Source organism: Synechococcus sp. WH 7805 (genome assembly GCF_000153285.1).
Classification (GTDB): domain Bacteria; phylum Cyanobacteriota; class Cyanobacteriia; order PCC-6307; family Cyanobiaceae; genus Synechococcus_C.
Window position 1 is genome coordinate 1,608,333 of record NZ_CH724168.1, and the last position, 26,219, is coordinate 1,634,551.

A 26,219-nucleotide genomic window follows, 5' to 3' on the forward strand; every position below is an offset into this window, starting at 1 on the left:
GTTGCTGTTTACAACCACTACAAACGCCTGGCGTGGCAAGGCGATGGCAAAGGCGAAACGGAAGAAACCGCCACCCGTCTGCACAAATCCAACATCCTTCTAATCGGGCCGACTGGCTGCGGCAAAACCCTCCTGGCTCAGACGCTGGCAGAGATGTTGGATGTGCCCTTCGCCGTGGCCGACGCCACCACCCTCACCGAGGCCGGTTATGTGGGCGAAGACGTGGAAAACATCCTGTTGCGGTTGCTGCAGAAGGCCGACATGGATGTGGAGCTTGCTCAGAGGGGCATCATCTACATCGATGAAATCGACAAGATCGCCCGTAAGAGCGAGAACCCGTCCATTACCCGGGATGTTTCGGGCGAAGGGGTTCAGCAAGCGCTTTTAAAAATGCTGGAAGGCACCGTGGCCAACGTTCCCCCCCAAGGTGGCCGCAAGCATCCATACCAGGACTGCATCCAGATCGATACCAGCCAGATCCTGTTCATCTGCGGCGGAGCCTTCGTCGGGCTCGATGACGTGGTGCAGAAGCGTATGGGCCGCAATGCCATCGGCTTCGTACCCGCCGATGGCCGAGGGCGCGGGAAAGCAACCCGTGACCTGCAGGCTGCTCAGGTGCTGCGCCATCTCGAGCCCGATGATCTTGTGCGCTACGGGCTCATTCCGGAGTTCATCGGCCGCATGCCTGTGAGCGCCGTGCTCGAGCCCCTTGATGAACACGCTCTTGAATCCATTCTCACCGAACCAAGGGACGCCCTGGTGAAGCAATTCAGAACCCTGCTGAGCATGGACAACGTTCAACTGGAATTTGAACCCAGAGCGATTGAAGCCATCGCCCAGGAAGCCCATCGACGCAAGACTGGAGCCCGTGCCCTGAGGGGGATTGTGGAAGAGCTGATGCTCGATTTGATGTACGAACTGCCCTCAAGCAAAAACGTGTCATCGTTCACCATCACACGCGCCATGGTGGAAGAACACACCGGAGGCAAGGTGTTGCCTCTTCCCGGTAGCGAGCGGCAACAAGAATCCGCCTGAGGCCAGCATGGCCGCTGCCGACCATCTTCGGGTGCCCCGCCAGCACGGACTCTTTCTCCACCACGGCATCGATCTGGGCGACGGCAGCGTCGCCCACTATCTCGAGGGGCGGGAGATCCTGCGCAGTCCGCTTGAGGAGTTCAGCCGCGGCCAGGAGGTGAGCGTCGTCAGTCACGATCAAGCCTCTCCAGCCGGAGTCACCCTGCGCCGGGCGATGAGTCGTATCGGCGAGCAGAACTACAACCTGCTCTTCAACAACTGCGAGCATTTCGCCAACTGGTGCAAAACAGGCCGGCATCGCAGTGGACAGGTGGAGGACTGGCTGCACACCGGCAGCCTCGGCGCCCTCGCCCTCGGTCAACTGATGCCCGCTGCACTGCTCACCGGGCTGGGCCTGCTGCTCCGAAAAGGTCTGATCGACGAGGCCTCGAAGGAACGAGCCCGTCAGGGACTGGTGCAGCTCCAGCGCCTGCGTCAGACCCTGCTTGAGAAGCTGGAGTCCACCCTTGAGCAGGCGGAGGTCTGGCTGAAAGGCATGCCAGGCCAGGGTGCAGATGACCGCCTGGATCGCCGTGGACGCCAGCTGCTGCTCACCGGACGCACCATCGCCGACGAACTGGCTGCTGTGGAAGACCTGGAAAACCGCATCAGAACTCTCTTAGAGAGCCAGCCTGAAATCTAGGTAGCCTCAGCATCCCGCTGGCAGTGCATGAGTCAGGCTTACCAGCCACTGCATCACAAATACAGGCCCCAGCGTCTCGATCAACTGGTGGGGCAGGAGGCGATTGCCGCGACCCTTGGCCACGCCCTGCGGTCGGGACGCATCGCCCCGGCCTATCTGTTCAGCGGGCCCAGGGGCACCGGCAAAACCTCCAGCGCTCGGATCCTGGCCCGCTCCCTCAACTGCCTCAACAGTGAGGGGCCCACACCGGAACCCTGCGGCCACTGCGAGCTATGCACCACGATTGCAGCCGGCACGGCCCTCGATGTCATCGAGATCGATGCGGCCTCGAACACAGGCGTGGACAACATCCGCGATCTGATCGAACGCTCCCGCTTTGCCCCGGTGCAGGCGCGCTGGAAGGTGTACGTGGTGGATGAATGCCACATGCTCTCCACAGCGGCCTTCAACGCCCTTCTCAAAACTCTCGAGGAACCGCCGCCGCAGGTGGTGTTTGTGCTGGCCACAACCGACCCGCAACGGGTGCTGCCCACGATCCTCAGCCGCTGTCAGCGTTTCGACTTCCGGCGCATTCCCCTGGAGGCGCTTGAACGGCATCTCACCTGGATTGCAGAGCAGGAAACCATCCCGATCCAGCCCGAAGCCCTGCATGTGGTGGCCCAACGGGCACAAGGAGGCCTGCGTGATGCCGAAAGCCTGCTGGATCAACTCAGCCTTCTGCCCGGACCGATTCAGGCCGATGCGGTGTGGGATCTGCTGGGTGCCGTGCCCGAACAGGAATTGCTGGCGCTGGTGACGGCCATGAGCAGCGGCGAACCGGTAGCCCTGCTGGAAGCCACCCGAACCCTGCTGGACCGTGGTCGCGATGCTGGCTCCGTGCTGCAGGGCCTTGCAGGAATCCTGCGCGATCTGGTGCTGATGGCTGCAGCTCCGGACCGGCCGGAACTCACCAGCGTGTCGCCCCAGTTCCGCGACCAGCTGCCAGAGCTGGCCAAAGCGATCGGCCGCAGCCGCTTGCTGCAGTGGCAATCCCAACTGCGCGGGACGGAGCAACAACTGCGCCAGAGCGTGCAACCCCGGCTCTGGCTGGAGGTGCTGCTGCTGGGGTTGCTCTCAGAGCCCACTGCCCCCCAAGCCACCGTCCCAACCTCCCGTCAGCCCCCTCGTCCATCCCCCGCAACTGCGGACCCAACCCCGCCAGCGCCAGCGCAGGCCTCTACACCAGCTCCCATCAGCCTTCCGGACACCAGCACCCCGGCAGCAGAGCCTGCAGTGGCAGCAAGCCCATCGCCTCCTCAAGATCTCAAAGAGCTCTGGCAACAGATCCTGGCTGGCCTGGAACTGCCTTCCACGCGCATGTTGCTGTCCCAACAGGCCGAGCTGGTGAGGCTGGACAATCACCGCGCCGTGGTGCAGGTGGCCGGCAACTGGATGGGCATGGTGCAAAGCCGCGTGGCCTTGCTGGAGCAGGCCATCGCCCGGGCTGTTGGCGGCAGCCGCCAACTCGTGCTGGAGAGCCATGGGGGGGCTGCACCAATGGCCGCCACGCCGGCACCAGCACCGACTCCCACACCAGTTCCAGTTCCAGTTCCAGCAATCACGAGCAGCGAAGCGCAATTGCCGCCGCGACCGGTAGCCGCACCACCAACACCGACATCGGCTCCTGCCCCAAAGCCGGAATCCGACCCCCCACCTGCACAGCGACAGGAACCATCCGTGCTGGATGACAAAGCCAAGCGCCTGGCTGATTTCTTCAACGGTCAGGTGCTGAACGTGGATCTGGAGACTTGATCCACCTGAACAGCCTCAGGCTTGAACCGCTTCCTCCTGGCCGCGGTGGCTCGTCTTCGCCCACACCAACCGTTTGGGACGGAGAGCCATACGCAGAGTGACCCAGGGGATCACCACAAACCAGTGGCTGAGATAAGCAATACCAAGCAACAGGTTGAATAGATCTGGCTGAGGAAGATCAGGACCATCGCTGGCCCTGCGGCATCCCCGCCAATAGGCCACACCCGACACACCGAAGGCGACGATCGAGAGAGGCCAGTACGCCGGTGAGGTTCTGCTCAGCACACTGGTAATCAGATCCGACCAGGACACCACGGGGAGGGCGTACTGGAGAAGAAAGAAGCTGGCGAGATCGCGGCGCTGGGCCAGGGTGAGTCGGGATGAAAGCAAACCCGGCCAGTAATCCAGAAAACGCTGCAACCCCCCCTCGGCCCAACGTTGACGCTGTTTCCAGAGAGCCTGGAGTGTTTCAACCGCTTCTTCCTGGACCGGTGGATTCCAGAGGATGCCGATGCGAGCCTCATGCAGCAGCAGTCGGAAGCTCAGATCCAGATCGTCGGTAACCGTTTCCTCGTTGAATCCGCCGCAGGCCTCCAGCAGATCCCGGCGCAGAAGCTGACCATTTCCCCGCAGTTCCGCCACCCCACCACCGGCAAGACGTCCCTGCTGAATCTGGGAATCGAAGGCCATTTCCATGGCCTGCACTCTGGTCAGCCAGTTGTCCTCGGGATTGTTGACGGCCTTGCGCATCTGTACAGCCGACCAACCCCCGCCGCTGGCAAAGGGGATGAGCCGCTCGAGCTGATCTTCCGCGAGCTGGGCATCGGCATCAAGAATCAGCAACCACTCCCCCTGCGTTTGAGCCAGGGCTGCATTGAGGGCACCGGATTTCCCTCCACCGGCATTGCGGGGCCGGCGGATCACCCGCAGGGCTGGGAAGCGATCCTGCAGCACAGCCAATCGGTCGGGCGTGCGGTCTTCGCTGCCGTCATCCACAACGCACAGGCTGAGGCGATCAGCGGGGTAGCGCAGCGCACTCAAACGTTCTACGAGTCGGGTGACGACCGCCTCCTCATCCCTGGCAGCCACAACCACATCAACAGAAGGCCAACAGGCCGTTGCCGCATCTGGCAAATCAGAACTATCGGAAACGGTCTCAGAACCATCAGCAGACGCGGCCCTGCGAAGCACTGTTCGGAGGCCGTAGCCACCAAGCACGATCGCGAGGGTGAGTGCTGGGAGGAGACTTCGACTCGGATCCAGCCAATGGGGTGCCGCTCCGGCCCAGCCGCAGGCAACAAGAAAGACAGCCGTCTTGCCGCGTCGGTGATCCCCTGTGCCTGCGGCCACGCCCCCTTCCCCGACCTCAATTGCCTCGAACTTTAAGGGGCTTGAACAGAAGGAGTCGCCGGTTTCGGCCTGAGTGGCTCTAGGAGAGTTCCGGGGTAGTAATACTGAAGGATGCGCTGAGCATTCCAACCGCGGCCAGCCAGATCAATGGCCCCGGCCTGCGAGAGGCCGACACCATGACCGAATCCACCGCCCTGAAATTGCCAAACATCAGGTCCATCAGGCTGAAGCACAAACAGGGTGCTGGGTAGGCGGCGCAACGTGCGTCGGATCGCATCGAGGCGTAAAACCACAGGTGACGCACCCCCGTCTCGCTCAATCAGTAGGGTCAGAACGCGTCCGCTGGGGCCCCGGTTTTTCACACTGACTGCGGAGGGAAGAGCGTTGCCCTTGCCAGCGGCCGCCAGTGCTTGGGCCAGTTGGCTAGCCGAATAAGTGCGGGTCCAGCGGAAGCGTGGATGACCAGAGCCATAAGCCCCATCCCGGCGCTGCAGGAGCGCTTTCACACCCTCCGACGACTGCAGCGGCAGCATCGTGGAATCGCGCCAGGCCTGAGATCCATCCAGTTGCACGCGCACATAGGGCAGAGGGTCCATCGCCCAGGCTTCTTCTCCGCTGGCACTGATGCCGCCATTGGTGGCGTGATACACCGCATGGATGGGTTCGCCCTCCCAGCGGAGCACCTCACCGGATGTCGTACGGATGGCCTCGCGAACCGAGGCTGAAGCCTGCCGCGGATCGCTGTAGACCTGGCACTGGGTATCACTGCAGAGGTGATACCCGTCAATCGCGAATCGATGGCTATTGGCCAGGGCCCAGGTCCGGGCAAGAACCGCTTGGGCCTGAAGCGCTGCAGCGGGAGAGCCTGCGCCGATCTCATGGGGCACCACGCCCTCCAGGTAACGCTCCAAAGGGACCTGCTCCAGCAAGGTCCAGCTGCCATAAGCATCGGCCTGCAGTCGGAAAGGTCCACGCATCACACCGCCCTGCCAACGCAGTCCAGTCGGAGCTTGAACCTGCAGAGGTCCCTGGAGCGTGCGGCCACCATCAGTCCCCTCCAACACGGGTCGAACCACGGCCGCAATCGTGATGGTGACATCACGCAAGGCCACACCGGACAGATCCGGCGCATCGAGCGGTGCCCACACCTCCCACTCATCGGGGTGGGCGACCTTGGCCTCCACACCTTGATCCCGCCAACGATCCGCAAGCCGCTCGGCTGATTCGAAACTGGCCAAAGGCCCTGCCACCCGTCTGGCCACGGCAAGGGGGGTCTCCAAAGGCACCAATCGCCAGCTGAAGCGCAGGGTTGGGCCATCGGCCACAACCGTTCCACTGGGATCGAGAAGCTGCAGCGGCGCTTGGCCGGCACTGGTGAGCGTGAGCAGAGGCGCAGAACGCTGCGGACGAGTGCCGCGGCCGAGGTGATCCGCGAGCGACACCCACAGAGTCCCCTGCCCCGCAGCGGGCGGCGCAGGCACGGAGCGATGGGTGGGAAGCACCGGAACCTTCAAGTCTGGAGGTAGGGACCTCAGGTCCTGAGCACGGCAACCGACCGTCGCGAAAACCGGCAGCACCAGCAGGTTGGCCAGAGATCTGACGCCGAACATTTGGCTGAAGGGCGGATGAAGTTCTATTGTCTTTGTTTGTGCCACGTGCCGCCAGAGACATGCCCAAGCTCAAGACCCGCAAAGCAGCCGCCAAGCGGTTCAAGGCAACAGGCACTGGCAAGTTCCTGCGTCGGCGCGCCTTCCGCAATCACCTGCTGGATCACAAGAGCCCGAAACTGAAGCGCCACCTGGCCACCAAAGCAGTGGTTGACCGGACGGACGAAGAACGGGTGTCTCTGATGATGCCCTACGCCTAATAGCGTCAGAGCACGATCGTTTCTTAATTACTCACCGAATCAATGGCACGCGTCAAGAGAGGCAACGTCGCCCGCAAGCGTCGCAACAAGATCCTCCGCCTAGCCCGCGGTTTTCGCGGCAGCAACGGAACTTTGTTCCGAACTGCCAACCAGCGGGTGATGAAAGCCCTGTGCAACGCCTACCGCGACCGGCGCCGGCGCAAGCGCGATTTTCGCCGTCTTTGGATTGCACGCATCAATGCGGCAGCACGTCTCAATGGTGTGAGTTACAGCCGCCTAATCGGTGGTTTAAAGCAGGCGGACGTGCGTATCAATCGCAAGATGCTGGCCCAACTCGCTGTTGCAGATCCCTCCAGCTTCGCAACTGTGGTGAATGCCACCCAGGGTTGAGTAGCGTCCCGCCCCGGGACCATTGCTCTCCTTTATGGAATCCCTCCTTCCGCAGACCTATCTGCTGGGCCTGATAGGCCTGCTTGCGATCGTTGCCGTTGTTGTTGGTCGCCAGCTCCTGCGCGTACGTCGCGATGAACAGAACCTCATCCGTCTCGAACAGGCGGATGCAGCTGGTTCTCGCGATGCCGGCGATCTGTACGAGCTGGCCTCTGTTCAATTACGCAAACGCCTCTATCCACAGGCCACGGCCACCTTGCGGCAAGCCGTGAAACGACTGGGAAACGAGCCGCAGGAAGCTCGAGCACTGATCCAAAACGCTCTTGGCTTCTCTCTGGCCGCCCAAAAGGATTTTTCAACAGCCATCAGGCATTACAAATCGGCACTGCAAGCCAAGGCGGAATATCCCGTGGCTCTCAACAATCTGGCCTTTGCAGAAGAACGACTGCTCAACAGAGATGCGGCTTGTGAGCTGTATCGGAAGGTTCTCAGGCTCGAGCCGGACAATCAAACAGCGAAGAAGCGCCTCAAACGCTTAGAAAAAGCCGCCAAGCGTCAGCTCAGCAGCCGCTCTGAGACAACGCCGACGAACGAATCACCAGAGAGCCCGGATGGGAGGGGCTTCTGAAGCGGAGCAGCTGGGAGCCAGGCTGAGACTGCCGCCAAGGTTGGTGAGCCTGGGTGCTTGCCAGCTTGAAAGACTCATTCCCTGCAGTCCGAGAAAGTCACCACCAGCTTCGAGATCGTCAGCAAGCTCACCGGCCAAAGGAAGCAGATCGAGCTGGTCCGATGTGGCATTGAGATTGCCCTGCACGGGCGTGCTGACGCCAGCGATCACCATGTCACCTCGCAGATCCACCATTTGGCCGATCGGTTGCACGCTCGCCAGGGTGAGCTTCACATCAACCGTGTTGCCGGACGTGAACGACTTGTAGCTTCCGCACCATTGACGAGGCATGGTCGCTGCCAGATCGGCCGCACGCAGCACCGGATCGAACTGCTGAACAGCACCATTCAAAACCAGAGGCTCATCGAGAAGAGAGCTATCGAGAGGCAGAGACGGTTCGAAGGTCGCCGGAATCTCAATCGGCGCGTTCATGTCCATGGTGACAGACGTGACGAGAATGATGATGGGCGCACGGTAGTGCGCTCCAGCGTTACTCGTCCGTTTTCCGCTCCGGTTCCCTAACCAGTCCCTCCATTCTTTTTCATGGATTCGACCCCGACCAGTACCGACACGCTTCTGATCGGTGGCCGCCAGTTCCACAGCAGGCTGTTCACCGGCACGGGAAAATATCCAAACCTGGCGTTGATGCAACAGAGCCTGGAGCGTTCAAATTGCGAGATGGTGACCGTGGCCGTTCGCAGAGTGCAGACGGTGGCAGCTGGGCACGCTGGTCTGATGGAGGCGATCGACTGGTCACGGATCTGGATGCTGCCCAATACCGCTGGCTGTGCGACAGCAGAGGAAGCTGTTCGAGTGGCGCGGTTGGGGCGCGAACTGGCGAAGCTCGCCGGCCAAGAAAACAACAGCTTCGTCAAGCTGGAAGTGATTCCCGACAGCCGCCACCTGCTACCGGATCCCTTCGGAACCCTGGACGCCGCTGAACAGCTGGTGAAGGAGGGATTCACGGTGCTCCCTTACATCAATGCGGATCCTTTGCTGGCCAAACGCCTCGAAGAGGTGGGATGCGCCACGGTGATGCCCCTGGGTTCTCCGATCGGATCGGGTCAGGGGTTGCGCAATGCTTCCAACATCGCTCTGATCATCGAAAACGCCTCGATTCCCGTGGTCGTGGATGCGGGCATTGGCGTGCCTAGCGAGGCGGCCGCGGCTCTGGAGATGGGAGCAGACGCCGTTCTGGTGAACAGTGCCATCGCCCTTGCCGGTGACCCGCCTCTGATGGCCGAAGCGATGGCCTCCGCCGTCCTTGCCGGGCGCCAGGCCCATCAGGCCGGACGGCTGCCGACCAGGGCTCAGGCATCGCCAAGCTCCCCGACCACCGGCAAGGTCAACGGCTGAAGCATCTGTTAAGACAAATCAAGGCCTATGACGCTGCATTGAGGTACGAGGACACACCGCGACCAATTCCATAAGTTCCGGATCAGTTTCCGAGAAATTGCATGCAGGTCACTCAAGAGGACGGAGGTCGTCTCAATGCATTCGCCAAAGAACCTCGGATGGAAATATTGAGCGAGGAAGCCAGACACAGCAACGGCTCCCGGCTGGCGATGATCGGTGGCTCCCTGCTCGTGGCCGTCCTGATGGCTTTCGCTGTGGCGATCAGCTGAAAAGCCTGTAGTAGCTTGCCTCAGATTGGCGGCTCGCACGCTTCAGCAGGAGTTTGAGGTGAAAGTTCTCGTTCTCGGTGGTGACGGCTTCTGCGGCTGGCCCTGTGCAGTGAATCTCGCTGATCAGGGCCACGACGTGTTGATCGTGGACAACCTCAGCCGCCGCAAGATCGACATCGATTTAGAGGTGGAATCGCTCACACCGATCGTCAGCATCGGTGAGCGGCTTAAAACCTGGGAGGAGATCGGCGGCAAGCCGATGCGATTCCTTCATATGGATATCGCTCACGAGTATCAGCGGCTGCTTGATCTGCTGTTAGAGGAGAAGCCGGATTCCATTGTTCATTTCGCCGAACAGCGGGCCGCGCCCTATTCAATGAAAAACAGCGCCACCAAGCGCTACACCGTCGACAACAACGTCAACGGTACTCACAACCTCCTCGCCGCCATTGTGGAGAGCGGGCTCGACATCCATGTGGTGCACCTCGGCACCATGGGTGTTTATGGCTACGGCTCCCACCGCGGCGCCACCATTCCCGAGGGCTACCTCAAGGTGGAAGTGCCCCAGCCGGACGGCAGCCGCTTCGAGGAGGAAATCCTCCATCCCGCCAGCCCTGGCAGCGTCTATCACATGACCAAGACGCTCGATCAGCTGCTTTTCCTTTACTACAACAAGAATGACAAGGTCCGCATCACCGACCTCCACCAGGGAATCGTCTGGGGCACCAACACTGACGCCACCGACCGCGACCCACGCCTGACCAATCGCTTCGATTACGACGGCGATTACGGCACGGTGCTCAACCGCTTCCTGATGCAGGCGGCCATCGGTTACCCCCTCACCGTTCATGGAACCGGCGGCCAGACCCGCGCCTTCATTCACATCCGCGATTCCGTGAAGTGTGTTCAGCTCGCCTTGGAGAACCCCCCCACCCAGGGGGAGCGAGTGAAGATCTTCAACCAGATGACCGAAAGCCATCAGGTGGGCGAACTCGCCAAAAAGGTGGCTGCCCTCACCGGAGCACAGGTGAACAACCTGCCCAATCCCCGGAATGAGGCCGTGGAGAACGACCTGATCGTGGACAACCGCTGCTTCATCGAGCTGGGACTCAATCCCACCACCCTCGATGATGGGTTGCTCAAGGAAGTGGTGGAGATCGCAACGCGCTACGCCGACCGCTGCGATCGCAACCGCATCCTCTGCACCTCCGCCTGGACCAAGACCCAGGCCCAGGCCATCGCCACCGCTTGATCAGGGCACTCCCTTGAAAATCGCCTTCTTCACCGAGACCTTCCTCCCCAAGGTTGATGGGATCGTCACTCGTCTCACCAAAACGGTGAAGCACCTGGTAGAGGCCGGTGATGAGGTGATCGTGTTCTGTCCGGAGGGATGCCCAGAGGAATACATGGGAGCTCGCCTGATCGGCGTTCCGGCGATGCCACTGCCGCTCTATCCCGAACTCAAGCTGGCGCTTCCTCGACCCGCCGTCTCCGAAGCGATCGACAGCTTCGAGCCGGACCTGATCCATGTGGTGAATCCGGCGGTGCTGGGCTTGGGGGGCATCTGGCTAGCCAAAGCAAAATCGGTTCCGTTGGTGGCGAGTTACCACACCCACCTGCCCAAATATCTCGAGCACTACGGCATGGGGATGCTTGAACCCCTCCTCTGGGAGCTACTCAAGGCGGCCCACAACCAGGCTCTGCTCAATCTCTGCACCTCCACCGCCATGGTGCAGGAACTGAGTGAGAAAGGAATTCAGCACACAGACCTCTGGCAGCGCGGTGTTGACACCGAACTGTTCCGCCCTGAGCTCCGCAGTCCTGAGCTCCGGCAGCGACTGCTCGGCGGCTACGACGACCGCGGAGCCCTGCTGCTTTACGTGGGCCGTCTCTCCGCTGAGAAACAGATCGAGCGAATCAAACCGGTACTGGAGGCCTTACCCGACGCCCGCCTCGCCCTTGTGGGTGATGGGCCTCACCGTCAGCAATTGGAGAAGCACTTCGAGGGCACCGCCACGACTTTCGTGGGTTATTTGGCTGGCGAAGAACTGGCCGGTGCCTACGCCAGCGGCGACGCTTTCCTGTTCCCCTCGAGTACGGAAACCCTTGGTTTGGTGCTGCTTGAAGCGATGGCGGCCGGATGCCCCGTGGTGGGCGCCAACCGAGGAGGCATTCCCGACATCATCACCGACGGAGTGAACGGTTGCCTTTACGAACCCGATGGCGCCGATAGTGGAGCCGCCAGCCTGATCGAGGCCACCCAACGCCTGCTGGGTAACGACCTTGAACGCCAGGCCCTGCGCAACGCTGCCCGCTCGGAAGCCGAGCGCTGGGGATGGGCTGGAGCCACCGAGCAGCTTCGCGGCTATTACCGCCAAGTTCTGAAGCAACCTCAATTGAACGAGGCCGCCTGAATCAGGCGCTCACACTCCCGACGCCTCCGATTGACCACGGGTGCGGTTCCAAACCTCCATCACCTTTTTGGCCATCGGCAGCGCATGCACTGAGCCTCCCCCGGGTGTGTTCTGTGCAAAAGCCACGATCACGATCTCTCCTTCCGGATAGGGGGCGTAAGTGGCAAACCAGGCATGGTCCGGACCACCAGTGCTGTCCTCTGCGGTCCCCGTCTTGCCGCCTGCTGGAGGAATGCCTGGACCGTTCAGCCCAAACCCAGTGCCATCAGACACCACCTTGCGCAGACCTTCTCGGATTTTGGCGAGCGTGGAAGGCTTCAGGTCCACCTTGGTACGACGGGAGGCATCGGTCCAGTCCAGCCCCTGATCCGCAAGGTGGGGTGTGACCAGCCAGCCACCGTTGGCGAACACCGAATACGCCCGGGCCAACTGCAGGGGGGTGATCTGAACCACCGACTGACCGATGGACGCACTGGCCATGTCCTCCGGAATCCATGGGGTCGTACCGGGCTCCGCCCAGCCGCGACCGGCCGCGGCCCAGTCTTCATCACCCACCAAACCGACACTTTCCTCCCAGCCGATCTCAATGCCTGATTTCTGCCCGAAACCCAGGGCTGTCGCCGCTTTCTGAAGAGCACGCGAGCCGGCTCCCACCCCCACTTGATAGAAAAAGGTGTTGCTGGAGAAGCGCAACGCATCGGCGTAACCGATGGTGCCGAAACCAGCGCCGTTGTGGTCGGGGAAGCAATGCCCCCCATAAGTAATGCAGGCCATGGTGGGCAACTTGGTGTCCGGAGGGAATTTGCCGGACTCCATAGCGGCCATTGCTGTCACCGCCTTCCAGGTACTGCCGGGGTCATAAGGGTTCATCGCCCGCGAGAGCAAGGGCTTCTTCGGGTTGGAGAACAGCGCGTCGTACTCCTTCTGTGTGGTGACGAGCTTGGAGAAGAAGTTGGGGTCGAAGGTGGGCTTGCTGGCCAACGCCAGGATGGCGCCGGTTTTTGGATCCATGGCGACGATGGCGCCCCCGGGTTTGTCCGCCAGGGCCTGCTCTGCCACCTTCTGCAGATCGAGATCCAGGGTGAGAGTGAGATCCTTGCCCGCCACCGACGGACGATCACCGAGGTGGCGCTGCACCTCACCCATGGCATTGACCTCAAGCATCTGGCCGCCCCAGGCGCCGCGCAGGTGGGATTCGTAGGCGGCTTCCACACCAATCCGGCCGATTCGATCACGGATCTTGTACCCCTTCTTGCCCAGCGATTTGTATTCGTCTTCTGTGATTGGCTGGGTGTAACCGAGGGCATGGGCTGCCAGAGTTCCATGGGGATAGGCCCGGAGGATGTCCACATCCACCTGCGCCCCCTTGAGCCCACGTGCCTGCTCCCGGAAACGCAGCACCTGTTCCGGCTTCAGATCCGTGGCCAGATTGATGCGGTAGCCATCCCTTGCCAGGCCACCACCACGACGCTGATCCAACACATCCGCATCAAGGTTCAGAAGTCGGGCGAGCCGATCGCGCAAATCCGGCCATGACGCGTCATCCACAAGACGCGGTTCCACATACAACGAATAGGTGAGCTTGCTGGAGGCCAGCACCCGGCCTTTGCGATCCAGCAGTCGACCGCGGGTGGGCGACCGGGGCACCAGGCGAATTCGGTTCTCATCCGCAAGTTGGCGATAGCGCGGAGCTTCGAGCACCTGAAGCCAGACCAATCGGGACACCATGGCGGTGCTCATCATCAACACCAGACCCAGGAGTACTAATGGCTGCTGCCGCAGCCCGGTATGACGCTGACCATCCCCCTGCGCGAAACCCGCCATGGCGTTAATTCCGTGGCGTGATCAGAGCATCGAGACGTTGCAGGCGCGTCTCAATGCGGGCCAGCACCTCCTGCAGCTCCTGAGGATCATTCGAGAGCGCAGGGGACTCCAGCGGCTCCACTGGCTCATCCACCTGCACCTGTACCGACATCACTGGATTGCCAAGCCCCGGGCTGATTTGATCGAGACGCTCCCTCAGAACCCGTGCAGCCGGCTCACCCTCCCTGCGCAGGTCTTCCAACAGATCATCAGCTTGAGCCAATGACTCCACAGCGCGAGCCGGTCCATCGGAGCGCACCCGATCCACGAAGGCCAAACCCATAGGCAGCACGTCCTGCATCAAAGCCAGACGCAGCTCATCCAGCGGTTGGCTTTCAGCCATGGATTCAGAATGCCTTGATCAACGCACTCCAGTCTGCTGCTGCGGAGGCACAAGTGTCGGACAGCTGGATTGAGAAGAGCCATACGACCACCCCAAAACGGCGGACAGCACCAACAGCGCCACGATTGGCACCAAGGCCTGATGGGTCGTGTCCAAGGCGATCCATTCGCCCCATCCCTGCAAGAAACGGTTGCGGGCAAAACGCCGCTTTTTCTTGGTCTCCTCCCGGGACCTGCGGCGATAAGACTTCTCGACCCACCGCTCGAAAGACCGCTTCTTGGTGATCGCCATCTTGCGCTCCACCTCCAGAATCTGTCCGGAAGTGAGCTCAGGATGGAAAGTGCTGATCAGCTCCAGGCTCTTGAGGAACATCTCCACAGCACCATCCTTGACCTCCTGGTCGCGTTCATCAAGGAGCGCCCACTCGAGCTCCGGATAAAAACGGCTGCGGTTTTGCTGGATCTGCTCCTCACTGAGCTGGCCAGGCTCTCTGAGCCAGCGGTCAGTGTTGCTGTCAAACCTCCTCCAGTAGAGGAAAGGATTGATATAGATGGTCTTGCCTGCCAGCTGGATGCTGTCCTGCTGCAGACGACGCTGAGTTTGCAGGTCCTGCTGTTGAGCAGCGGTCACAGACTTGAGGCCGGGGGCTCAGGTTATCGGCACTGAGCACCGAGCACCAGCCCCTGCGCCTTTTGTTCCCACTTGATCAACCCATTGAACGGGAAGCCAGTCACGGTGAACGATCGGGACGCCTGTGATCAGACGAGAAACTTCATCGCCAATAGCACAGGAGTTCGGATCGGCCTAGAACAAACTTGAAAAGAAATTGATACTAACTTGAACAGTAGAGATTTCGAATTTTTCCTATATCAAACAGTTATTCCTTTTCAAAATAAGTGAAGCGATGAAGAGATTTTGGGATCCAAACGCATTGTCTCGTCAACAAGGTTGATCAAATTTATCGCTAATGAGGGCTACAAATAAACACGCGACCGGTCGAGGTTAACTCTATAAGTTTACAACCGTCTAAAAAGGTAACCTACAAAACCATGACTCAGGAGCGACACAGCGACTGAACAAAACTCTATAGAAACGCAACCTCAGGAAGCTTGATCTCATAACGAACCATCAATGCACCATCAATTGCTGACCAATGAAAGCAATAGACATCTTACATTCATAATGCCTACCCTGTTCACCTCAATGGAATAAGGTGAATAAAATCGGTATAACTTACAGGTAATCCTACGTTATTAAAATAAATCAATTCCACCTTAGAGTTGAATTCTTTTTTCTTCAACAGTTAAAGACTTCAACCAAGGCCAACAATGACTTTGAATCGTCATTGCGGCAGCCAACCATTGGGGTTGAATCAAAATTCAGCTTTTTAGAGATCATATTTGCACTATCTGGATCTAGCCGAGAACAGAGATCTTTCCTGTTTCACAACAATCCAGGAGTTAACGCAACCAAGTTTCTGCAGCAGCACAACTTCAACGAAGACACCAGTATTCGACTGGCAGGTTGTGGGAGAACCTATAGATCATAATAAAGATGCAGATGACTCAGAAAAGCAAAAACAAATTCAGATTATTTTGCATTTCTTAATTTTAATTGCAGCTTTCGCTTGTCACCCCAAAGAGATATGATCAGCTTTTCTAAAAGCCTAGGATCAAGCTGCACTTCTGTTAAATTAATTTTCTTTTCGGCAAACTCTTTCTGATCATCAAACAATGATTGATTGAGAGGAAAATACTGAGAGCGCACGATTTCACAGGATTCATGAAAGTGGCTTTGATAGGCTTCAAATTCATCCCTGCATGGCAAAAATCTTGAGCCATCGTTTGTATTATTCATGATAAACCTCGAGATCTGCCCACGCATTTGATTTGACTTATTATCAACAAATTTAGGGTATTCCAAGTTGAGTTTGCGGAGCAACGCCATTCCACTCAATGAAAGGGTTTCATTAGAGCGATTCAAAAGTTCATATTCATTTTCGGAAAACTCATCGATAACCTGAGAGCAAAAATCGATTACAACATCTCCCTTTTCCAAAAAGCTTCTTTCAAATCTTCTAACAATAATTTCTGCATCAGGGAAACATTCATGCCAACGCCTAATTGTTTGAGCATGGTTGCAGAGGTATTCAATAGATTGTTGCTGCGGAGAAGGAAGACCTACCAACGTGCCACCGCCTTTAATTGCAGTTGACAAGAGTGACACTGCTGTCTGGAGGGGATCTCTTATATAAATAAGAATGCGTATGCTACTTGCAAGCTCTTCAACCAATTTTTTGAGTCTCTGAATTTCCTCTATGCCCCTTAATCGAGATTGAAAGTGCTCGGATGTGAAGATCAAAGTCTTGCATGAAGCGGCGGCATTTCGGCATTCATCGATCAGCTCATTTCTTTTTTTATTTATTCTCTCTTTCCTGTCTTCTAAGCTTTTAAATTCTTGAATGATAGCAAAATCGTCAGAGAAATCATCATTGTTCGCGATCAATGGGATCCATCTATGATTTCCGTAACCCACCATGGGGGATTGCGGGATATAGACACCATTTTTCCTAAGTCTGACCATATTCTTCTTTAGAAATTCCTGGATAGATGTAGTACCTGTCTTTTCCGTTCCAATATGCAGCACTAAATCCACGTCTTCCTGAAAAGTCTTTGAATCAATTATAGACCTCTGCAACCGAAGCCATGCAGCATTTAAATTTACACTCCAACACCAACTTACATCTCCCATCGTTCTTATAGAACGTCTTTAGATTCAATCATTCATTTTAGCGAGTGATCAGGCAATCCAGTGCTCCTCTCAAGGTCGCCTGAGTTGATGGAATAAGAAATTAAACTTTTACAGAGTTAGCTGATTCCTCCTAGCATTGAATCAGGCCAGAGATATACTTAGTAAGCAATGTCAGGCAGTAACGACCTTTAGGAGGGCGAAATGCTCCCCTTCTCGTTGCTTTCTCACTCCATATCCGTGTTTCTACGGATGGCAGAAGGTTTGTAGCGGCTGGAACATCAGGTCATCCCCTTTAAGAAGTGAAGAGTCCGTCATCAAGGAAGGGACGAGGAAAACATCTTTATTCATTGGCTGTCTCAAAGCAGAGTCGTTTTGTCGTGATGGTGACGAATCGTAGGAATGTCTTCCATCACCTTGGTGGTGCTCCCGTTTGAAGAAGTGGCATTCCATGCCACCTCTTCTGATAATTCTCCTACTCCTCACAGGAGACCGCCAAGAAAAAGGTGATGACGGGTCAGAACAAGAGAGAAAAATCCCTGAGGAATACACATCTCAGAGGTTTTCTACCAACCTTCGGCCACTGCGGTGAATAGGTTCAGCGCGTGAGCACTACTCATTGCAGTCTGCTTCGAAAGTTTCCAGTCGTTCACTGCCAACGACAATGACCATCTTCTCAAAACCCTCTTCACTCACGATAGTCAGCACATCCAGGGCAGTCCTCGCTCGCTCGTCGTCTACAAAGCATGACGCTATAGAAGGGAATGCAAACTACAGGAAGTATTGCTTCTGGTTTGGGTGGAAGTGTGGCTGTTTGGCATCCAGAGTTCTGGATGGATCGATCGCAATCACACCATCACCAGAAATGACTTCCTCTTGCCCCCTTGTAACTCTGATAGAGAAGAGAGCGTAATAGTGCGCTCCTCGGGTGAAGTCCTTCTGGACGGGTTGGCACTTGTTGATGGCAACAGGTTGGCGTGTTCGCCTCCACCCTCAAGTAAGACAATTCCATCCACATCAGCACGTCGTCTCTTCCACCTAAAGACTTCCTCTTATGCACAGACCCCTGCGAAGAGAGAACAATGATCCACAGCTTTTTCTAGAGAAGCAAGGAAGCAATCGAAGAGTAATTGAGTTGTAAGGTCGTTGGTCACCCAAAACCAGGTGAAAGTGTTTCACACAACCTCAAAGGGTCATAGTGGGGAAGTACAACTCTTCAATGATTACGATAAGTTTGGTCCTTATAACTATTCCCACTCAATCGTGCCCGGTGGCTTGCTGGTGATATCGAGAACCACCCGGTTCACGCCCTTCACCTCATTCACGATGCGATTGGAGATGGTCTCCATCAGGTCGTAAGGCAGACGCGACCAGTCCGCCGTCATGCCGTCCTCGCTGGACACGCAGCGCAGCACGATCGGCCAGGCATAGGTGCGTTTGTCGCCCATCACACCTACTGAGCGCACGGGCAGAAGCACGGCGAACGCCTGCCAGATCTCGTGATAAAGCCCCGCCTCTTTCACCTCTTCGCGGACGATCAGATCTGCGTCGCGCAGGCAATTGAGTTTCTCAGCGGTCACTTCGCCGAGGATGCGGATGGCCAGCCCAGGCCCTGGGAAGGGATGACGCCGAACAATCTCCTCCGGCAGGCCGAGCGAACGACCCACCTTGCGCACTTCGTCTTTGAACAACTTGCGTAGGGGCTCCACCAGCTTGAACTGGAGATCCTTCGGCAAGCCGCCAACGTTGTGGTGGCTCTTGATCTTCACCGCTACCCGCTCGCCGGTTTTCGGATCAACGTTGGTGCCGGCGCTCTCGATCACATCGGGGTAAAGGGTGCCCTGGGCCAAGTAATCGAAGGGGCCCAAGCGGCGGCTCTCCTCTTCAAACACGCGAATGAACTCCGTTCCAATGATTTTGCGCTTCTGTTCCGGATCGGTGATGTCTTTGAGTTTTTCGAGAAAACGCTGGCGTGCATTGATGTATTCAACGTGAATGTTGAATTTGCGATCAAAGAAATCCATGAGGAATTCCGGCTCCCCCTTCCGCATGAATCCCTGATCGATGAACATGCAAGTGAGCTGATCACCGATGGCCTTCTTAAGCAAAAAGGCGAGGGTGGAGGAATCGACACCCCCGGACAGGGCCAGCAGTACCCGCTTGTCACCAACCTGCGACCGCACCTGTTTCACGGCTTCTTCGATGAATGCCGCCGTGGTCCAATCCGGCTCGCATCCGCAGATGTGATAGACGAAATTGCGGATCATCGCCATCCCGCAGGTGGAATGCACCACCTCGGGATGGAACTGCACGCCGTAGAGCCTGCGCTGGTGATTGGCCACAGCGGCCTCGGGCGTGTTGGCGGTATGAGCCAAACGCACGAACCCTTCCGGCAGGGCCTCCACCGAGTCCCCATGGCTCATCCACATCGTGGATCCGTTGGCCACATTCGTGAGCAAGTCGGTGGGGTCATCCACCTCGAGCGGTGCCTTGCCGTATTCGGCTTTGCCAGTGGCCGCCACCACACGACCGCCCAGCTGCTGCACCATCAGCTGCATGCCGTAGCAAACCCCCAGAACGGGAATGCCCAGGTTCCAGATCTCCGGGTCACACAGAGGTGCGTGCTCCGCGTAGACGGAGCTGGGTCCACCGCTGAGGATGATTCCCTTCGGAGCCATCCGACGCAGTTCCTCTGCCGTGGTGCTGTAACCAAGCACCACGGAGAACACCTCGGTCTCTCGGACCCGCCGGGCGATCAGTTCCGAGTACTGAGAGCCGAAATCAAGAATGACAATGGCCGGCTGACGCTGACCTTCATTCGGAGCCTGTGACATCTCGCCCGTGAGCCGTGGAACGGGTGACCGCGCAATCGGCGGCCGATCCATCAGCGTAGAGAAGGACCCCACAGCGCTTGAGCATCTCCTGCCCACAAGGTCCTGCCCAGCGCAACTGGCGTTGACGATCGAACAAAGCGGCGCCCACGCGCATGCCGCTGCAGCCATAGCGCACGAGGTAGGCCAGGCTTCGTTCTTCTACCGCAGCGGCCACGGCTTGCCATAACGCCAAAGCCTGTTCTCGATCCTGATCCGAAAGCCAGCGAAATGCCTCCTCCAGGGACGCAGCAGCCATCAATCCGCGCAGGCGATCACCAGACAGGCCCTGCTTCACCCCTTGCGCCACCAGCACCTCCAGACGCCCATCCGCCAGATGGTGGTGGGTGTGGAAGATGCCGCCGGCCAGCTTCACCAGTTTCCCGTGATATCCGAAAAGAAGAAGCTCCTGCACCCCCGCTTCGGCGGCAGCCACCAACAGCGGACCCATCCAGTTGCCGGCCTTCAGTTGTGGCTGATGGGCCGCGAGGTCCAGAGATCGGGCCAGATCAAGACCGTTTTCGCCGATTACCAACGTGAGCCGCCCCTGAAAACCAGACGCCCCCGTCAGGGACTGAAGACGCACCAGAGCGGCCTGGAGCTGATCGGGAGAGGCACTCGCCTGCACCTCAGCCTGCGTGCCGATGAGCGCCAGGCCCTCCACCACACCGAAAGCGGCGTTGCTAGTGCGTTGCGCCAGCTCTCGGCCCCTGGGAAGCACCACCTCGAGCTGCAGACCTTGGCCGCTGGGCACGAGGTCCTGGAGATTGCACTCCAGGAGATCCCTGGCAAACCCTGAAATGCAAAGGGTGCCATCGCTCTCAAGACGACCAACCCCCGCCCCGGCCTTCAGCATCAGCCAACCTTGCTCAGCAGGGCCCCAGCAGGCATGCACCCAGATTTCCAGACCGCGGGTGAGATCGAGGCCAGGACCTGGATCACACACGCTGATGGCCAGCGCCTGCGCACCATCGCGAACACAACTCGCCGCGTGGACCGGCACGCTGCGGGAGTCGGACTCCCCAGGAATCTGCAGGCTGACCCGATCAGGCGCTGGATCCCCCAGCAACACCTGGGTAGCGGCACGGGCTGCCGCCGCCACCCACACCGGCAGGGTGAGCCCAGATCCGGAATCAACAACAGGGGCAGCGATAACGGGAAGGGCAGCGGATCATTTTTTAGGATGGAGGATTGGCACTCCAGAGGCCGTGCAGGACAAGCTGACCCTGATGATTCCCGGGCCTACCCCGGTGCCCGAAACGGTGCTCAAGGCCATGGGACGACACCCGATCGGTCACCGCAGCGGGGAATTCCAGGCCGTGGTGGAGCGCACCAACGCCCAATTGCGCTGGCTGCATCAGACCAGCAGCGATGTACTGGTGATCACCGGAAGCGGCACGGCGGCCATGGAAGCCGGCATCATCAACACCCTGAGCCGCGGCGATCGTGTGCTCTGCGGAGACAACGGCAAGTTCGGTGAACGCTGGGTGAAGGTGGCGCGGGCCTACGGACTCGACGTAGACGTGATCAAGGCCGAATGGGGTCAGCCTCTCGACCCCGAAGCGTTCCGCACAGCTCTCGAGGCCGATACCGACAAAACCATCAAGGCGGTGATCCTCACGCACTCCGAAACCTCCACCGGAGTGATCAACGATCTTCAAACGATCAGCAGTTACGTGAAGGCCCATGGTGTGGCGCTCACCATCGCTGACTGCGTCACGAGCCTTGGAGCAACCAATGTTCCTATGGATGCCTGGGGCTTGGATGTGGTGGCCTCAGGGTCTCAGAAGGGCTACATGATGCCTCCGGGGCTGAGCTTCGTGGCGATGAGCGATCGGGCCTGGACCGCCTACGAACGTTCCGACCTACCCAAGTTCTATCTGGATCTCGGTCCATACCGGAAAACGGCAGCCAAGAACAGCAACCCGTTCACACCAGCGGTGAATCTCTACTTCGCCCTGGATGCGGCTCTGGAGATGATGCAGTCGGAGGGACTGGAAGCAATCTTTGCCCGGCACGCACGCCATCGGGCTGCTGCGACTGCAGCGATGAAGGCCATCGGCTTGCCGCTCTTCGCGGCCGAAGGCTATGGCAGCCCTGCAATCACCGCTGTTGCACCCGATGGAATTGATGCCGAACAGCTTCGTAAAGCCGTGAAAGAGCGATTCGACATCCTGCTGGCTGGAGGTCAGGACCATCTCAAAGGTCACGTGTTCCGGATCGGCCACCTTGGGTTTGTCTGTGATCGCGATGTGCTCACAGCCGTGGCCGCAATCGAGTCTGTTTTGCAATCCCTTGGTCTGCACAAAGGCGAGATGGGTGCAGGCCTCAGTGCAGCATCATTAGCGTTGGGCAATTAAAAAAACTCGTTCCAATAAACGATGTTTAAGGGCATGGGATACCATCATGCCCACAACGCGGGTGTAATTCAGTGGTAGAATGTCAGCTTCCCAAGCTGAACGTCGCCGGTTCGAATCCGGTCACCCGCTTGAACAAATAATTGAAATCAGATCTAGCTGCGATTGCCCCAAGATGAACGGGGCTTGATCAATTGAACAACTTGTGGGCCAACGCTTCTCGCACGACGCTCTTGGTCAAGAGCTCTGAGAATCATCTGAGCAGATTCAGAAACTTGACCCGCTTCAGCATTGGATCGAGCCTCCTGATAAAGCTGATCAGCTAGCTTCAAACATTGTTCGCGCGAAGCTCCAGGAATCGTTGCTTGGCTTACAGGCTTCAATAGCGTGGCGACCACGTCATTACTTTTTCCACTTACCCAAACTATATCAACAAAAGATCACAAAGAACAACGCACAACAAAGATTCATCTCGGGCTACGAACACTTCAGTCGTCCGACGATCAGTTTCAGAGAGAGCGTCAGGTTCCGGGTTCTTCGACGTTGCCGCCTAACTCGGCAATCTGAGCCCGAAGAAGTTGACATCGGTTGTCATCACCACGGGTGATCGCAACGGCGAGGGCGAACTCCAGTTTTTCAAGCTGATGACCACCTTCAAAGAAGCTGCGACGGTTGCCTGGCATTGGCAACCCAGACGTGGAACAGCCTGGTCGCGGAACGTTTCCGGAACCGCGGGTACCAGATGTGGCGAGAGTTGAAGATGCCATAGTTGGCTTTCTTTTTATTTTGCCACCCCTGGCCAGCCTTATGCGGCCAAATCCACATCCGGTTCATCCAGCTGGTGTTCTGAACGACCGAGTAGCTCCTGACACTCAAGCAACAACTGATCGACACCATCAAGCCGATTCAGCTCTTCGGCCGGCATCGTCTGCGCTTCGCTGCGTTGCGTCTCCAACTGCAATTCAAGACTTTCCAAACGCTGCTCAAGCCTGATCAGGCGCTGAGACAGAGCATTGAGCGTTTGAGCAACATCCTCAGCCGTACGAGTGATGCGGAAAGACACGGATTGGCTCATCCGAAAACAGAGCAGCAATGGGCAGATCACAACACATGCAAGACAGACCCTCAAGTCGCGGATCAGGTGATGCCACTGTGGTTTGAGATCGAAACACCACCCGCTGGGAGTTTGACGTGCTGCCTTCTCTGCTGACTCTGCTGGTGTACCTCCTGGCAGGAACCATCTTTGGCCTGCTGGCGATCAAAACCGGACTCCCTGCAGCACCCCTCGCCGGAGCTCTGGTCGGAGCCGCCGTGGTGAGCATGAGCGGACGCTTGGACATGGCGCAGTGGCCTACTGGCACGCGAACAGCACTTCAGATCGGAATCGGCACAATCATTGGAACTGGTCTCACCACGGCTTCCCTCGATCAATTGAAGGATCTCTGGAGGCCGGCTGTGCTGATCACGGTCACCCTGGTGCTCACCGGTGTGGTGATCGGTCTCTGGACCAGCAGACTTCTTGGCGTGGATCCACTCATTGCTTTGCTCGGTGCAGCGCCGGGAGGCATCAGCGGCATGAGTCTGGTCGCAGCCGATTACGGGGTTGGAGCAGCCGTGGCTGCACTGCACGCCGTGCGACTCATCACGGTGCTTCTCGTCCTGCCCTTGGTCGTCAAAATGCTGGCGCCGCTTGGCCTCGGCAATTCCTGATCCAACTCTGGACAGAAAAATAAGAGTCGATACGTTGACGCAGATCGCCCGTAGTGTCTACAAATGGCCAGCCTTCCAACTCGCCTTGCCCTGCTGCTGCCGATGGCAGGCATGTTGTGGTCAGTCGCTCCTGCCAGGGCAGCATCCAGCAGTCCAGCCGAGAAGGGGGCACAGATTTATTGCTACATGCGCAGTAGCGGAAATGATCACATCGTGAGCTGGGAAGCCTCCTATTCGCTGATCAAGCGTCAGGGGAGTGGCCTGTTCAAAACCTCCCCTAAGCATGCTGCCGTGATGATCACCGAAGCGGTGGTCGAAGATCCGACCAGCTTCCCTGATTGCGGCAAGTATCTGGGCGATCTGTTTGGCGGGTCCCAAAGGGTTACTGAATCGCCCACCTCATCGACCCGCACCAGCGAGAGCAAAGAAACCTCCAACTGGGATGCTGATGAGCGTTACAGCTACTGAAACCAGTCGGTGATGAATCAGTCTCGGAATCAGATTCAACCCCCTCATCGGCTGATTTCCGTTCTGATCCTTGGCGGGGTTCTTCTCAACAGCCTGGGCTGCGGCAGACAATCAGCTGAAATCACCCCAACCTCAGGCGTTGATGTGCAGGTATCAGGATGTCTTGAAAATCTGAATCTCAAACAGCTGGATGGAGCCCTAGAGCGTTGTGATGAGGTCGTCAAAATCCACCGAAGCAATCCGATTCCCCTTGTGGATCGCTCCTTGATCTACAACTTGATGAACCGACCGGATGAAGCCTGCCGCGACGTGGCCAAAGCAGCTGAATTACTCAAGCAGAGCCAACAAAAACCCGACCCGATGGTGATGCACGAGCTGACTGTGCGTCAGCAGTCCTGCAAGCAGCGGGCGACCATGGTCGGCAGGGACTGACGTTCAACGCTCACCCGTCGCGGACCCATGAGCAACTCGATTCGACTGGCCTTGCTGGCCACCAGTCCATCCACGAGTTGGTCCGCTGGACCGAGCTGAAGCCAATGGCTCATGAGCTCCCCATCCATTCCCAGCCGATGACAACGATCCTCAGCCTGATCAACATCACCTGGAGTCCAGGGACGTTCGAGCAGAACCACCTGACGGGCCCTGTGGAGAGTGAATCCCAGACCACCAGCGCCAAAGGTTGCTAGCAGCAGATCCGTCGATCCGTCCTGAAAGCGATCCACAGCCATCTGACGCTCCTCCGGTTTCTGCCGACCGCTCAGCAATTCCCCACCCAGACGTTGCTGCAACAGTGCAAGAGGAGCCACGAACGAGCTGAAGAGAACGACCGATTCACCTTGCGCGCGGAGTTGCTGCACGAGCCGTTCAGCGGCCGGCAGCTTGAATTCAGCAGCGATCAAACGCAATGACGTCAACACCGCAAGGGATTCGGCATCAGAACGCACCTCACCGGCCCTTACACGTCGGCGATAGTCCTCAACTACCAACGCCAGCCGGTGGTCAAACCCTCTGGACTGGTTGTGCTCCAGTGTCACTGGGATAAAGGAGCGACGCTTGGGCGGCAGACCCAGCACCCGCTGTTTACGGCGATGTAGCACCAGTGGCGTGGTGAGCCGCCGCAGCTCATCAAGACGGCTAGCACCATCCACACGCCAGCGTCGCTGACCTCCACGCTCACTCCAGTGACCCTGACAAAACATCTCCTCAAAGGAGCGCTGATCACGAGCGAGTGGATGGTCAATCGCAGCCAACAGTGGATAAAGCTGAATTGGTCTGCCGTTGCGAACCGGAGTTCCCGTGAGCATCCAAATCGCTCGCAACCGCGGATGGCGAGCCAACCGCAACAGAGCCTGGGTGCGCTGCGCCTGCATCGTCTGGGCGTAGTGCGCTTCATCCACGATCATCAACGTTCCGGCTTCAGGAAGCTCACTCGGCAGACGTGCCCAGCTGTGCAGGCAAACCTCGAGATCAACGGCCGACGCTTCCCGTTGCCAGTGGGGATGCAATCCCACCGGCGCAACGACAAGCAGGCGAAGAGGCACCACGCGCAGAAGGGCTCGCGCTGCCAACAGGGCCGTCAGCGTTTTACCCAGTCCCATTTCATCGGCCAGAAGAGCTCCACGGCGAGCGAGGAGCCAACGGGCACCAGATCGCTGATGGGGAAGAGGCCTGCGACCGTCAGCTAGCGATTGATTCAGATCAGCCTGCGCAATCAACTCGCGGTGATGAGGCAACGGCGGTAAGGGATGCCGATGCCAATGCAACCAGCGCAAGAGCTCATCATCCACACGAAAGCGGTCTCCAAAACGCTCCAGCAGAGTCTCTGCAGCCGCGAGCGGAAACTCCCAACCCAGGGATGAGCCACGCCAGAGCCCCCGAGGACGAATGCGACCCATTTGCGCATGAGTGACCGCATCAAAGGGATACGTTGCATGCACTAAACCCGATGGGGTCAGTCCAAGACTGCAACCAGGAGGAGATCCTGCCGTGGATCCAAATCAGCAAACATCATCTTATGTCTCTCAGCGAGAGACACAAGG

General features: G+C 58.2%; 26 protein-coding genes and 1 tRNA gene. 15 read left to right on the forward strand and 12 right to left on the reverse strand.

Annotated elements, in window-relative coordinates; genetic code table 11:
• The 3 genes from clpX to WH7805_RS08395 form a co-directional block, all read left to right on the forward strand.
• Positions 1–1,035, forward strand: a 1,035-nt coding sequence (clpX, locus tag WH7805_RS08385) for an ATP-dependent protease ATP-binding subunit ClpX (RefSeq protein WP_006042623.1), incomplete at its 5' end; no start/stop codon positions are given.
• 7 nt (positions 1,036–1,042) lie between these two features.
• On the forward strand, positions 1,043–1,717 hold the full coding sequence (locus tag WH7805_RS08390) for a lecithin retinol acyltransferase family protein (protein WP_006042624.1): 675 nt from the start codon (positions 1,043–1,045) through the stop codon (positions 1,715–1,717).
• A gap of 27 nt (positions 1,718–1,744) precedes the next feature.
• A complete protein-coding gene (locus WH7805_RS08395) occupies positions 1,745–3,508 on the forward strand; it encodes a DNA polymerase III subunit gamma/tau (protein WP_006042625.1) in 1,764 nt (587 codons plus the stop codon).
• A gap of 15 nt (positions 3,509–3,523) precedes the next feature.
• Here WH7805_RS08395 and WH7805_RS08400 read toward each other — a convergent pair whose 3' ends face one another.
• Together WH7805_RS08400 and WH7805_RS08405 are read right to left on the reverse strand one after the other, a co-directional pair.
• On the reverse strand, positions 3,524–4,858 hold the full coding sequence (locus WH7805_RS08400) for a glycosyltransferase family 2 protein (RefSeq protein WP_006042626.1): 1,335 nt from the start codon (positions 4,856–4,858) through the stop codon (positions 3,524–3,526).
• Between the two features lie 32 nt (positions 4,859–4,890).
• Positions 4,891–6,468 (reverse strand): SpoIID/LytB domain-containing protein, encoded by a 1,578-nt coding sequence (locus WH7805_RS08405; RefSeq protein ID WP_006042627.1) that lies wholly within the window; start codon positions 6,466–6,468, stop codon positions 4,891–4,893.
• A 59-nt stretch (positions 6,469–6,527) separates the two neighbouring features.
• Here WH7805_RS08405 and rpmI point away from each other — a divergent pair, with 59 nt between their 5' ends.
• From rpmI to WH7805_RS08420, 3 genes are read left to right on the forward strand one after another with little or no spacing between them, the layout of a single operon-like run.
• Positions 6,528–6,725: a 50S ribosomal protein L35 gene (rpmI, locus tag WH7805_RS08410; RefSeq protein WP_006042628.1), complete on the forward strand. Its 198-nt coding sequence runs from the start codon at positions 6,528–6,530 to the stop codon at positions 6,723–6,725.
• A gap of 42 nt (positions 6,726–6,767) precedes the next feature.
• Positions 6,768–7,115, forward strand: coding sequence for a 50S ribosomal protein L20 (rplT, locus tag WH7805_RS08415; RefSeq protein WP_006042629.1), 348 nt, complete (start codon positions 6,768–6,770; stop codon positions 7,113–7,115).
• A gap of 34 nt (positions 7,116–7,149) precedes the next feature.
• Positions 7,150–7,743, forward strand: a complete 594-nt coding sequence (locus WH7805_RS08420) for a hypothetical protein (RefSeq protein ID WP_006042630.1) — start codon at positions 7,150–7,152, stop codon at positions 7,741–7,743.
• On the opposite strand, the gene WH7805_RS08425 is transcribed toward WH7805_RS08420, so the two are convergent.
• Positions 7,711–8,220 carry a hypothetical protein gene (locus WH7805_RS08425; protein WP_006042631.1) on the reverse strand — a complete coding sequence of 170 codons (510 nt, stop codon included), beginning with the start codon at positions 8,218–8,220 and terminating at the stop codon, positions 7,711–7,713. The two genes, WH7805_RS08420 and WH7805_RS08425, sit on opposite strands and share 33 nt — an antisense overlap.
• A gap of 105 nt (positions 8,221–8,325) precedes the next feature.
• Between WH7805_RS08425 and WH7805_RS08430 the strand changes: the two genes are divergently transcribed.
• From WH7805_RS08430 to WH7805_RS08445, 4 genes are all read left to right on the forward strand, one after another.
• Complete coding sequence (locus WH7805_RS08430) at positions 8,326–9,138, forward strand: thiazole synthase (RefSeq protein WP_006042632.1); 813 nt, start codon at positions 8,326–8,328, stop codon at positions 9,136–9,138.
• A gap of 101 nt (positions 9,139–9,239) precedes the next feature.
• Positions 9,240–9,407: a photosystem II assembly protein Psb34 gene (gene psb34, locus WH7805_RS08435; RefSeq protein ID WP_006042633.1), complete on the forward strand. Its 168-nt coding sequence runs from the start codon at positions 9,240–9,242 to the stop codon at positions 9,405–9,407.
• A 58-nt stretch (positions 9,408–9,465) separates the two neighbouring features.
• On the forward strand, positions 9,466–10,659 hold the full coding sequence (locus WH7805_RS08440; RefSeq protein ID WP_006042634.1) for an NAD-dependent epimerase/dehydratase family protein: 1,194 nt from the start codon (positions 9,466–9,468) through the stop codon (positions 10,657–10,659).
• 13 nt (positions 10,660–10,672) lie between these two features.
• The gene (locus WH7805_RS08445; protein ID WP_006042635.1) at positions 10,673–11,821 is read left to right on the forward strand and encodes a glycosyltransferase family 1 protein; all 1,149 of its coding nucleotides are present in this window, start codon (positions 10,673–10,675) and stop codon (positions 11,819–11,821) included.
• A gap of 9 nt (positions 11,822–11,830) precedes the next feature.
• Here WH7805_RS08445 and mrdA read toward each other — a convergent pair whose 3' ends face one another.
• From mrdA to cbiD, 6 genes are all read right to left on the reverse strand, one after another.
• On the reverse strand, positions 11,831–13,645 hold the full coding sequence (gene mrdA / locus WH7805_RS08450) for a penicillin-binding protein 2 (RefSeq protein WP_006042636.1): 1,815 nt from the start codon (positions 13,643–13,645) through the stop codon (positions 11,831–11,833).
• A 4-nt stretch (positions 13,646–13,649) separates the two neighbouring features.
• Positions 13,650–14,027, reverse strand: coding sequence for a hypothetical protein (locus WH7805_RS08455; RefSeq protein WP_006042637.1), 378 nt, complete (start codon positions 14,025–14,027; stop codon positions 13,650–13,652).
• An 18-nt stretch (positions 14,028–14,045) separates the two neighbouring features.
• The gene (locus WH7805_RS08460; RefSeq protein ID WP_006042638.1) at positions 14,046–14,657 is read right to left on the reverse strand and encodes a hypothetical protein; all 612 of its coding nucleotides are present in this window, start codon (positions 14,655–14,657) and stop codon (positions 14,046–14,048) included.
• A gap of 960 nt (positions 14,658–15,617) precedes the next feature.
• Positions 15,618–16,682, reverse strand: coding sequence for a hypothetical protein (locus WH7805_RS08465; RefSeq protein ID WP_038004571.1), 1,065 nt, complete (start codon positions 16,680–16,682; stop codon positions 15,618–15,620).
• Between the two features lie 1,340 nt (positions 16,683–18,022).
• A complete protein-coding gene (gene guaA / locus WH7805_RS08470) occupies positions 18,023–19,609 on the reverse strand; it encodes a glutamine-hydrolyzing GMP synthase (protein WP_006042640.1) in 1,587 nt (528 codons plus the stop codon).
• A complete protein-coding gene (gene cbiD, locus WH7805_RS08475; protein WP_083773581.1) occupies positions 19,590–20,798 on the reverse strand; it encodes a cobalt-precorrin-5B (C(1))-methyltransferase CbiD in 1,209 nt (402 codons plus the stop codon). Before cbiD ends, guaA begins: the two co-directional genes overlap by 20 nt.
• Positions 20,799–20,853: 55 nt before the next feature.
• Between cbiD and WH7805_RS08480 the strand changes: the two genes are divergently transcribed.
• Both WH7805_RS08480 and WH7805_RS08485 read left to right on the forward strand, forming a co-directional pair.
• Positions 20,854–22,005, forward strand: coding sequence for an alanine--glyoxylate aminotransferase family protein (locus WH7805_RS08480; RefSeq protein ID WP_006042642.1), 1,152 nt, complete (start codon positions 20,854–20,856; stop codon positions 22,003–22,005).
• Positions 22,006–22,062: 57 nt separating this feature from the next.
• Positions 22,063–22,134: transfer RNA gene (locus tag WH7805_RS08485), tRNA-Gly, on the forward strand.
• A gap of 389 nt (positions 22,135–22,523) precedes the next feature.
• Here WH7805_RS08485 and WH7805_RS14740 read toward each other — a convergent pair.
• Both WH7805_RS14740 and WH7805_RS08495 read right to left on the reverse strand, forming a co-directional pair.
• Positions 22,524–22,685, reverse strand: coding sequence for a hypothetical protein (locus WH7805_RS14740; protein WP_006042644.1), 162 nt, complete (start codon positions 22,683–22,685; stop codon positions 22,524–22,526).
• A gap of 122 nt (positions 22,686–22,807) precedes the next feature.
• Positions 22,808–23,077, reverse strand: a complete 270-nt coding sequence (locus WH7805_RS08495; protein WP_006042645.1) for a hypothetical protein — start codon at positions 23,075–23,077, stop codon at positions 22,808–22,810.
• Positions 23,078–23,196: 119 nt separating this feature from the next.
• Here WH7805_RS08495 and WH7805_RS08500 point away from each other — a divergent pair, with 119 nt between their 5' ends.
• From WH7805_RS08500 to WH7805_RS08510, 3 genes are all read left to right on the forward strand, one after another.
• The gene (locus WH7805_RS08500) at positions 23,197–23,712 is read left to right on the forward strand and encodes an AbrB family transcriptional regulator (protein WP_038005290.1); all 516 of its coding nucleotides are present in this window, start codon (positions 23,197–23,199) and stop codon (positions 23,710–23,712) included.
• Positions 23,713–23,775: 63 nt separating this feature from the next.
• Complete coding sequence (locus WH7805_RS08505; protein WP_006042647.1) at positions 23,776–24,180, forward strand: DUF6554 family protein; 405 nt, start codon at positions 23,776–23,778, stop codon at positions 24,178–24,180.
• Between the two features lie 12 nt (positions 24,181–24,192).
• Positions 24,193–24,612: a hypothetical protein gene (locus WH7805_RS08510; RefSeq protein WP_006042648.1), complete on the forward strand. Its 420-nt coding sequence runs from the start codon at positions 24,193–24,195 to the stop codon at positions 24,610–24,612.
• On the opposite strand, the gene WH7805_RS08515 is transcribed toward WH7805_RS08510, so the two are convergent.
• Complete coding sequence (locus WH7805_RS08515; protein WP_006042649.1) at positions 24,567–26,075, reverse strand: DEAD/DEAH box helicase; 1,509 nt, start codon at positions 26,073–26,075, stop codon at positions 24,567–24,569. The genes WH7805_RS08510 and WH7805_RS08515 overlap by 46 nt on opposite strands.
• Between the last annotated feature and the right edge of the window lie 144 nt (positions 26,076–26,219).

Bases quoted from the DNA above. Each gene is read 5' to 3' on its own strand.
- WH7805_RS08390 (WP_006042624.1), top strand. From the start codon at position 1,043: ATGGCCGCTGCCGACCATCTTCGGGTGCCCCGCCAGCACGGACTCTTT.
- WH7805_RS08395 (WP_006042625.1), top strand. From the start codon at position 1,745: ATGAGTCAGGCTTACCAGCCACTGCATCACAAATACAGGCCCCAGCGT.
- WH7805_RS08405 (WP_006042627.1), bottom strand. From the start codon at position 6,468: ATGTTCGGCGTCAGATCTCTGGCCAACCTGCTGGTGCTGCCGGTTTTC.
- rpmI (WP_006042628.1), top strand. From the start codon at position 6,528: ATGCCCAAGCTCAAGACCCGCAAAGCAGCCGCCAAGCGGTTCAAGGCA.
- rplT (WP_006042629.1), top strand. From the start codon at position 6,768: ATGGCACGCGTCAAGAGAGGCAACGTCGCCCGCAAGCGTCGCAACAAG.
- WH7805_RS08420 (WP_006042630.1), top strand. From the start codon at position 7,150: ATGGAATCCCTCCTTCCGCAGACCTATCTGCTGGGCCTGATAGGCCTG.
- WH7805_RS08425 (WP_006042631.1), bottom strand. From the start codon at position 8,220: ATGGACATGAACGCGCCGATTGAGATTCCGGCGACCTTCGAACCGTCT.
- WH7805_RS08430 (WP_006042632.1), top strand. From the start codon at position 8,326: ATGGATTCGACCCCGACCAGTACCGACACGCTTCTGATCGGTGGCCGC.
- psb34 (WP_006042633.1), top strand. From the start codon at position 9,240: ATGCAGGTCACTCAAGAGGACGGAGGTCGTCTCAATGCATTCGCCAAA.
- mrdA (WP_006042636.1), bottom strand. From the start codon at position 13,645: ATGGCGGGTTTCGCGCAGGGGGATGGTCAGCGTCATACCGGGCTGCGG.
- WH7805_RS08455 (WP_006042637.1), bottom strand. From the start codon at position 14,027: ATGGCTGAAAGCCAACCGCTGGATGAGCTGCGTCTGGCTTTGATGCAG.
- guaA (WP_006042640.1), bottom strand. From the start codon at position 19,609: ATGTCACAGGCTCCGAATGAAGGTCAGCGTCAGCCGGCCATTGTCATT.
- WH7805_RS14740 (WP_006042644.1), bottom strand. From the start codon at position 22,685: ATGCCAGGCAACCGTCGCAGCTTCTTTGAAGGTGGTCATCAGCTTGAA.
- WH7805_RS08495 (WP_006042645.1), bottom strand. From the start codon at position 23,077: ATGAGCCAATCCGTGTCTTTCCGCATCACTCGTACGGCTGAGGATGTT.
- WH7805_RS08505 (WP_006042647.1), top strand. From the start codon at position 23,776: ATGGCCAGCCTTCCAACTCGCCTTGCCCTGCTGCTGCCGATGGCAGGC.
- WH7805_RS08510 (WP_006042648.1), top strand. From the start codon at position 24,193: ATGAATCAGTCTCGGAATCAGATTCAACCCCCTCATCGGCTGATTTCC.
- WH7805_RS08515 (WP_006042649.1), bottom strand. From the start codon at position 26,075: ATGGGTCGCATTCGTCCTCGGGGGCTCTGGCGTGGCTCATCCCTGGGT.